At 70.9% G+C, this 8113-nt stretch carries 7 protein-coding genes; 5 read left to right on the forward strand and 2 right to left on the reverse strand.

Going from position 1 to position 8113, the window contains the following annotated elements:
• The first annotated feature begins 49 nt into the window (after positions 1-49).
• From ACQ0O7_RS24085 to ACQ0O7_RS24095, 3 genes are all read left to right on the forward strand, one after another.
• Positions 50-1483 (forward strand): ATP-binding protein, encoded by a 1434-nt coding sequence (locus tag ACQ0O7_RS24085; RefSeq protein WP_430784448.1) that lies wholly within the window; start codon positions 50-52, stop codon positions 1481-1483.
• Positions 1484-1603: 120 nt separating this feature from the next.
• On the forward strand, positions 1604-1984 hold the full coding sequence (locus tag ACQ0O7_RS24090; RefSeq protein WP_430784450.1) for a RidA family protein: 381 nt from the start codon (positions 1604-1606) through the stop codon (positions 1982-1984).
• Between the two features lie 8 nt (positions 1985-1992).
• The gene (locus ACQ0O7_RS24095; RefSeq protein ID WP_430784452.1) at positions 1993-2478 is read left to right on the forward strand and encodes a DUF402 domain-containing protein; all 486 of its coding nucleotides are present in this window, start codon (positions 1993-1995) and stop codon (positions 2476-2478) included.
• 54 nt (positions 2479-2532) lie between these two features.
• Here the strand turns inward: ACQ0O7_RS24095 and ACQ0O7_RS24100 are convergent, their stop codons facing one another.
• Positions 2533-3981 (reverse strand): helix-turn-helix domain-containing protein, encoded by a 1449-nt coding sequence (locus ACQ0O7_RS24100; protein WP_430784454.1) that lies wholly within the window; start codon positions 3979-3981, stop codon positions 2533-2535.
• Positions 3982-4090: 109 nt separating this feature from the next.
• Between ACQ0O7_RS24100 and aceA the strand changes: the two genes are divergently transcribed.
• Positions 4091-5371 carry an isocitrate lyase gene (gene aceA, locus ACQ0O7_RS24105; RefSeq protein WP_430784456.1) on the forward strand — a complete coding sequence of 427 codons (1281 nt, stop codon included), beginning with the start codon at positions 4091-4093 and terminating at the stop codon, positions 5369-5371.
• 1 nt (position 5372) lies between these two features.
• Complete coding sequence (gene aceB, locus ACQ0O7_RS24110) at positions 5373-6995, forward strand: malate synthase A (protein ID WP_430784458.1); 1623 nt, start codon at positions 5373-5375, stop codon at positions 6993-6995.
• Positions 6996-7039: 44 nt separating this feature from the next.
• Here the strand turns inward: aceB and ACQ0O7_RS24115 are convergent, their stop codons facing one another.
• Positions 7040-7699, reverse strand: coding sequence for a VOC family protein (locus ACQ0O7_RS24115; RefSeq protein WP_430784460.1), 660 nt, complete (start codon positions 7697-7699; stop codon positions 7040-7042).
• Between the last annotated feature and the right edge of the window lie 414 nt (positions 7700-8113).

The raw sequence follows: 8113 nt of genomic DNA on the forward strand, positions 1-8113 counted from the left end.
CGTGCGGAACCGTGTCACGCTGGAAACAGCCGACCGTTGCGGAGGAACCATGACCGACGCGAGTTTCGCCCGGCCCCGGGCCGAGACGTTCGAGCACGCCGGCGCCACGATCGAACTGGTCGACGCGTCCACCCTGCTGGCCGCGGCCCGGGTCAACCCGGTCGAGCTGCTGCGCGGCGCCACCTGGCCGGGGCCGGTCCGGCGGGTCGAGCTGACCGTGGACGGCACCGGGGGCGCCGAGCACGTGCTCACCGCCCGGATCAGCACCGTGCCGGCGGCCACCACCACCCAGCGGATGATGCGCGGTTTCGTGCTCAACATCGACCCGCTCGGCCCGATGCTGGCCCGGCGCATCGAGGCCGGCGATCAGACGGTGGCCCGGCTGGTCGACGGGGTGGGCACGGCGGCCGCCGCGGCGTACCGCAAATTGGGTCTGGAGAAGCCGGTGGAGCGGGAACCGGAACATCTCGCGGACGCCTCCGCCGGGATCTCGGCGACCCTGACCTACCCGGACGACAGCACCGCCGTGATCACCGCCCGGATCCCGCGCGACGAGATCGGTCCCGGACATCTGCGCGCTTTCACGGTCTTCATCCTGGAGGCGGTCACGCAGCTGGCCGGGCCGTCGTCGCTGACCGGGCGGCACTTCGTGATCAGCCGGGACAACGTCAGCCGGACCGCCGCCACCACCCAGACGGTCAGCCTGGACATGGTCGGCGGGCTGGACGCGGTGGTCGCCGAGCTGCGCCAGATCGCCGTCTCGTTCCGGCATCCGGAGGCGATGGCCCGCTGGGGCGCCCGCCGCCCGCAGGGGATCCTGATGTTCGGCCCGCCCGGCACCGGCAAGACCATGCTGTCGCGGGCGCTGGCCAACGAGATCGGCGCCGACTTCCGGGAGATCCGCACCCCGGAGATCCTGGACAAATGGCTGGGCGGCTCGGAGAAGAACATCAAGGAGGTCTTCCGCTCGGCGCGCCGCTACCGGACGCCCACGCTGATCCTGTTCGACGAGTTCGACTCGATCGTCAGCTACGCGGGGATGGGCGGGGACGCGGCCAGCCAGGCGCTCAACGCGGTGGCCGGGATCTTCAAGCAGGAGATGAACGACCTGATCGAGGAGAACCCGAATGTGATCATCGTGGCCACCACCAACTTCCCGCACCGGGTCGACGAGTCACTGATCCGTTCCGGTCGCTTCGACGTCAAGATCAGCGTCCCGAAACCGGATGACGCGGCCCGCGCGGAGATCTTCCGCAAGATGATCCGCGGCCTGATCGGCGTGCACGAGAGACCCGGCTTCCGGATGTTCGCCGAGGACCTCGACCTGGCCGCCCTCGGCGCCGCCAGCGCCGGCCGGACCGGCGCCGACATCAAGGAGGTGCTGCGGCGGGTCCAGCTCGCCAAGGCCATGGAGGACGCGCGCGGGGCCGCGGTCGGCCCGATCTCCCAGGAGGACCTGCTGACGGCGATCAGAAACCTTTGACGGTACGGGCAGGTGAGGCGCTGTGGCATCCGCGCGAGGTGACACCGGCGTCCGGACCGCCCGGCGGCCGCCGGGCGAATGCGCCCCCTGACGGGCCGGTGGCTTGTCTAGGGTGGACGGATGCCGACACTGGAGTTCCCCGGACCGCCCGCGACCAACGGGTACACCCATGCCGTCGTCGTGGGGGCGGGCAGCCGGATCGTGCACACCTCCGGGCAGGTGGCCGTCGACGAGCGCGGGGACGTGCCGGACGGCTGGGAGGCGCAGACCCGGCTGGTCTTCCGGAACCTGGAGACGGTGCTCGCCGCGGCCGGGGCCGGGTGGGCGGACGTGGTCAAGCTGACCATCTTCGTCACCGGGGTGGACGAGCTGCCGACGGTGCGCCGGGTCCGGGACGAGTTCGTCGACGTGGGCCGGCCACCGGCCAGCTCCCTGGTGCGGGTCGCCGGGCTGGTCCGGCCGGACCTGCTGATCGAGGTCGAGGCCGTGGCCGCGATATGAGCGTGGAGATGCGGTTCACCAAGTGGGGTGGCCGCCGGCACTGGGTCTACCGGCTGGAGCGGCTCGGGGAGGACGAGCACGGGCAGTGGTTCGGCGGCCGGGCCGGGACGGTGGTGCGCCGCGGTGACGACCCGCCGGCCCTGCAACCGCACGACTTCGTCACGCTGGTGCCGGCCGAGGGCTCGTGGATCGCCAGTTTCAACCAGGCCGGCGCGGACACCGCCATCGCCGTCTACATCGATGTGACGACCCGGCCGCGGGTCGACGACGAGGCGATCCACGCGGTGGATCTGGACCTGGACGTGATCCGGTTGTGGGACGGCGAGGTGCGGGTGCTGGACGAGGACGAGTTCGCCGAGCACCAGATCCTCTACGGTTACCCGCCGGAGGTGATCGCCCAGGCCCGGGCCACCACCGACGCCCTGGTGGCGCTGCTGGCCGCGGGTGTGCAGCCGTTCGAGACCGCCGCCCGGCGACGGCTGGCGGTCTTCTGAGTTCGTGTGCCGATCTGCGGCTCGAATCGAGCCGCAGATCGGCACACGAACTTCTCAGGCGCGGCGGTCCAGGAAGTCGTAGACGTCGCGGTTGTCGACGCCCGGGAAGGTGCCCGGGGGCAGGGCGGCCAGCAGGTGCGAGTGCACCCGGGCACTGGGCCAGGCGTTGCCGGACCAGCTGTCGACCAGGTGGGCGGGCGGCCGGCGGCAGCAGTCCGGGTCGGGGCAGTGCGAGACGGTCCGCCCGGTGACGTCGCCGCCACGGAACCAGCGGGCGTGCTCGTACGGCGTCCCGACGGTCACCGAGAACTCCCCGGCCCGGGTGGACTCGACGTGCACGGTGCACCAGTACGTCCCGGCGGTGGTGTCGGTGAACTGGTAGAACGACGAATACGGGTCCTCGGCCTCGAACACCGTCCGGGACGCCCATTTGCGGCACACCGGCTGGCCCTCGATGGCGCCGGTCACGTCGGACGGGAAGCGCACGTTGTCGTTCTCGTAGGCCTTGTAGACGATGCCGGTCTCGTGCACCCGGGCGAAGTGCACCGGGATGCCGAAGTGGTGGGTGGCCAGGTTGGTGAACCGGTGGGCGGCGGTCTCGTAGGACACCCCGAACGCGTCCCGGAAGTCGTCGATGGCCAGGGCCCGGTCGGCTTTGGCGGCGGTCAGGAAGTCGACGGCGAACCGCTCCGGCATGAGCAGCGCGGCGGCGAAGTAGTTGACCTCGACCCGCTGGCGCAGGAAGTCGCCGTAGCCGGCCGGGTCCTCGTGGCCGAGCACGAAGTGCCCGAGCGTCTGCAGCACCACCGCGCGCGGGTCGTGGCCCTTGCCGCTGGCCACCTGGGGCAGGTAGATCCGCCGGTTCTTCAGGTCGGTGACCGAGCGGGTGGAGGACGGCAGGTCGTTGACGTAGTGCAGGCTGAACCCGATCTGGGCGGCGATGTCCAGGATGCCGCGCTGGGACAGCGGGCCGGTGGGGTGGCGGACCGACTGGAGGACCCGGGCCGCCGCCGCCTCGATCTCGGCGAAGTAGTTGTCCCGCTGCCGCATGTCGGCGCGCAGTTGTGCGTTGGCGCGGCGGGCCACCTCGGGGGTGGCGCTCTGCTCGGTGAGCACCCGGCTCAACTCGCGGTGCAGCCCGATCAGGGACTCCAGGGCGTCGGCGGGCAGCCGCCGGCCGGCTTTGACGGCGGGCAGACCGAGCGCCGCGTAGGCGGGGCTCTGCTGGAAGCGGGCGAGTTCGATCTCCAGCCCGGCCCGCCGGCTGGGTGCCTCCGGCCGCAGCAGATCCTGCACGGTCACGCCCAGCGCGCTCGCGATCGACTGCAGCACCGAGAGCCGGGGCTCGCGCTTGCCGTTCTCGATCAGGGACAGCTGGGACGGCGCCCGCCCGACCGTGGCGCTGAGCTGTTCCAGGGTGATTCCACGGGTTTTGCGGAGATGACGTAGCCGTTGCCCGAGAGTTACCAGATCGACGGACGGCTCTGCGTCGGAAGCGCTCACGAGTTTCAACGTACCAGAAATTCTGCGTTTCTTTCCTCGGAAAAGCCTTCATCCGCGCCTTTCCGAGCGGTGAAAGTGGGGTCCTGCCCCAAGGAAAGGGAAATTTCTGATGACGACCGAGAACCGTGGCGGTACCCCAGAGGACCTCACTCGGGAATGGGCCGCCGACCCCCGCTGGACCGGTGTGCGGCGCGACTTCACCGCCCAGGACGTGGTCCGGCTGCGGGGCACCCTCCAGGAACGGCACACCCTCGCCGAGCGCGGCGCCGCCCGGCTGTGGGAGCTGCTGCACACCGAGGACTACGTCAACGCGCTCGGCTCGCTCACCGGCGGCCAGGCCACCCAGATGGTGCGCGCCGGGCTGAAGGCGATCTACCTGTCCGGCTGGCAGGTCGCCGCGGACGCCAACCTGTCCGGCCACACCTACCCGGACCAGTCGCTGTACCCGGCGAACTCGGTGCCCGCGGTGGTCCGCCGGATCAACAACGCGCTGCTGCGCGCCGACCAGATCGACACCGCGGCCGGCCGGTACGAGCGCGACTGGTTCGCCCCGATCGTCGCCGACGCGGAAGCCGGCTTCGGTGGGCCGCTGAACGCGTTCGAGCTGATGAAGGGCATGATCGCGGCCGGCGCCGCGGGCGTGCACTGGGAGGACCAGCTGGCCAGCGAGAAGAAGTGCGGCCACCTGGGCGGGAAGGTGCTCATCCCGACCCAGCAGCACATCCGCACTCTGAACGCGGCCCGGCTCGCCGCCGACGTGGCCGGCGTCCCCACCCTGGTCATCGCCCGCACCGACGCCCTCGCCGCCGACCTGCTCACCACCGACGTGGACGAGCGCGACCGGCCGTTCCTGACCGGGGAACGTACCTCCGAGGGGTTCTTCCGGGTCCGGCCCGGTGAGGACGCGGCCATCGCCCGGGGCATCGCCTACGCCGACTACGCCGACATGCTGTGGGTGGAGACCGGGAAGCCGGACCTGGAGTTCGCCCGCCGGTTCGCCGAGGCGGTGCACGCCAGGCACCCGGGCAAGCTGCTGTCCTACAACTGCTCGCCGTCGTTCAACTGGAGGAAGAACCTGGACGACGCCACCATCGCCCGGTTCCAGAAGGAGCTCGGCGCGATGGGCTACAAATTCCAGTTCGTCACCCTGGCCGGTTTCCACGCCCTCAACCACTCGATGTTCGAGCTGGCCCGGGGCTACGCCGAGACCGGCATGAGCGCCTACGTGAAGCTGCAGGAGGCCGAGTTCGCGGCCGAGTCCGACGGCTACACCGCGACCAGGCACCAGGCCGAGGTCGGCACCGGCTACTTCGACGCGGTCTCCACCGCGCTGAACCCGGACAGCAGCACCACCGCCCTGTCCGGCTCCACCGAGACCGAGCAGTTCTGACATGGCCGCCGAAGAGATCACCATCACCGGTACGGCCGACGGCCGCTACGCCGAGATCCTCACCCCCGAGGCGGTCGGGTTCATCGTGGCCCTCGACCGCGAGTTCGGCGCCCGCCGGGTCCAGCTGCTGGAGCGCCGCCGGCGCCGCCGGGCCACCCGCACCACCGGCCTGGACTTCCTGTCCGGCACCGCGCACATCCGGGACGACCCGTCGTGGCGGGTCGCCGGATTCGGGCCGGGGCTCAGCGACCGGCGGGTGGAGATCACCGGCCCGCCGGAGCGCAAGATGACCATCAACGCGCTCAACTCCGGCGCGCGGGTGTGGATGGCCGACTTCGAGGACGCCACCGCGCCCACCTGGGAGAACGTCGTCCTCGGGCAGCTGAACCTGCGGGACGCGCTGGACGGGACACTGGAGCACACCGCCGCCGACGGCCGGGTCTACCGGATATCCGGTGACATGCCGACGATCATGGTCCGGCCGCGGGGCTGGCACCTGCCCGAGTGCCATCTGCGCATCGGCGGCCGGGCGGTGTCGGCGTCCCTGTTCGATTTCGGTCTCTACCTGTTCCACTGCGGGCGGCGGCAGATCGACCGGGGCAGCGGGCCGTACTTCTACCTGCCGAAGCTGGAGTCACACCTGGAGGCCCGCCTCTGGAACGACGTCTTCGTCTTCGCCCAGGACCAGCTCGGCATCCCGCGCGGCACCATCCGGGCCACCGTGCTGATCGAGACGATCAACGCGGCGTTCGAGATGGAGGAGATCCTCTACGAACTGCGCGAACACTCGGCCGGCCTGAACGCGGGCCGCTGGGACTACCTGTTCAGCATGATCAAGAACCGGCCGGACGTGGTGCTGCCCGAACGTTCCCAGGTCACCATGACCACCCCGTTCATGCGCTCCTACACCGAACTGCTGGTGCGCACCTGCCACAAACGGGGCGCCCACGCGATCGGCGGGATGGCCGCGGTGGTGCCCAGCCGCGATCCGGTCGCCGCGAAACGGGCCCTCAACCAGGTCCGCCAGGACAAGCGGCGCGAGGTCGGCGACGGCTTCGACGGCTCCTGGGTGGCCCACCCCGGCCTGGTCGAGACCTGCCGAGACGTCTTCGACCAGTGGCTCGGCGACGAACCCCACCAGATCGTCCGCAAGCGCGAGGACGTCCGGGTCACCGCCGCCGACCTGCTGCACGTGCGGTCCACCGACGTCACCGTCAGCGAGGTCGCGCTGCGCACCAACGTCAGCGTGGCACTGCGCTACATCGCCGCCTGGCTCGGCGGGCGCGGCGCGGTCGCCCTGGGCGGCCTGATGGAGGACGCGGCCACCGCCGAGATCTGCCGGGCCCAGCTCTGGCAGTGGATCTCGGTGGGCACCCCGACCGACTACGGCGTGCCGATCTCGGCCGCCCTGGTCAACCGGATGCTGCGGGAGGAACTCGACGTGCTCAGCGAGACCGGCGCCCTGGACGAGGAAGGGGCACGCTGCTTCGGCCAGGCCCGGACCCTGCTGTCGGTCCTGCTCACCGAGCGGACCTGCCCGGAGTTCCTGACCCTGCCGGCCTACCTCCGGCACCTGTCCGGTGGGGTGGCGGCTCCGGTCACCGCCCAGGCCGTCGCGGCCTGAGCGGTGCGGGCGGGGCGGGGTGGTCTCGGTCCACCCCGCCCTTGTCAACGGGCCTGTTCCCGGTCCTGCCAGGTGCACAGGCACATCTGGTTGCCCTCCGGGTCGGCCAGCACCCAGAACGACGGGGCGTCCACATCACTGACCAGCGTGCCCCCGGCCGCCACCGCCGCGTCGATGCGACCCTGAACCTGCGACGGGTCGAGCCACAGGTCCGGGTGCCACCGCTGGCGCGGCTCGCCCGTCCCCGACTTCTGGAACCACACCGCCGGGAGTACGCCGTACCGGTCCCGCAGATCGTCCCCGAACTCGTCGGTGTGCTCGTCCATCCCCAGCACCGCCGCCCAGAACGGCCGCACCGCCGCCGACGCCGGAGAATCCAGGGCCAGTTCCAGCCGTACGATCCCGGCCGGCTCCAGCTCCACCCCCGCAGCCAGGGCCAGCTCGCTCACCGTCGCCGCCATCCGCAGGTCACGGCCGGTCACCGCACCCACGTCGTGACTGCTCAGCGTGACATCCAGATAGGTGTACCGCAGATCCAGGTCCGGATGGTGGTCGGCCTTCTCGGCGGCCGCCCCGATCGCGTTCAGCAGCTCCAGCCCGGCCGCGAACCCACCGGTCCGCAGCCGCGTCCTCAACACTCCCGGCAGCAGCACCCAGCCCTGTGGCGCCCGTGCGGCGATCTCGCGCGCGGTCAGCTTCGTCATTCCGACATGCTGCCACCACGGACCGTGCCCCGGCACCGGCGATCTGCTCGCGGTCGGTCCCCGCGCGACCGTTCGCTTCCCGGCGGATCTTGGCGGACTCACCACCACCGAAAAGAGTCCGCTCCCGGCATTGCGGCCGCTCGCCGTCGATTCCCCGCGCGAGTGTCCGCCTTCCGGCCCCACCCCGAGCCGATCTTGGCGGATTTACCACCGGATTGAGCCTTCTTCTCAGCTGCTGGCCCGCCCGCCGTCGATTCCCCGCGCGAGTGTCCGCCCTCCAGCTCCGCCCCGGGCCGATCTTGGCGGATTTTCCACCGTTTCGAGTCTTGTTCTCGGCTACCTGATCACTTGCGGTCAATCCCTCGTGAGGGCGGCCGGTCCAGCCGAGACCTTGGTGGATTTAACACCCAAAAA

This window comes from Actinoplanes sp. G11-F43, from assembly GCF_050589265.1.
GTDB lineage: Bacteria > Actinomycetota > Actinomycetes > Mycobacteriales > Micromonosporaceae > Actinoplanes.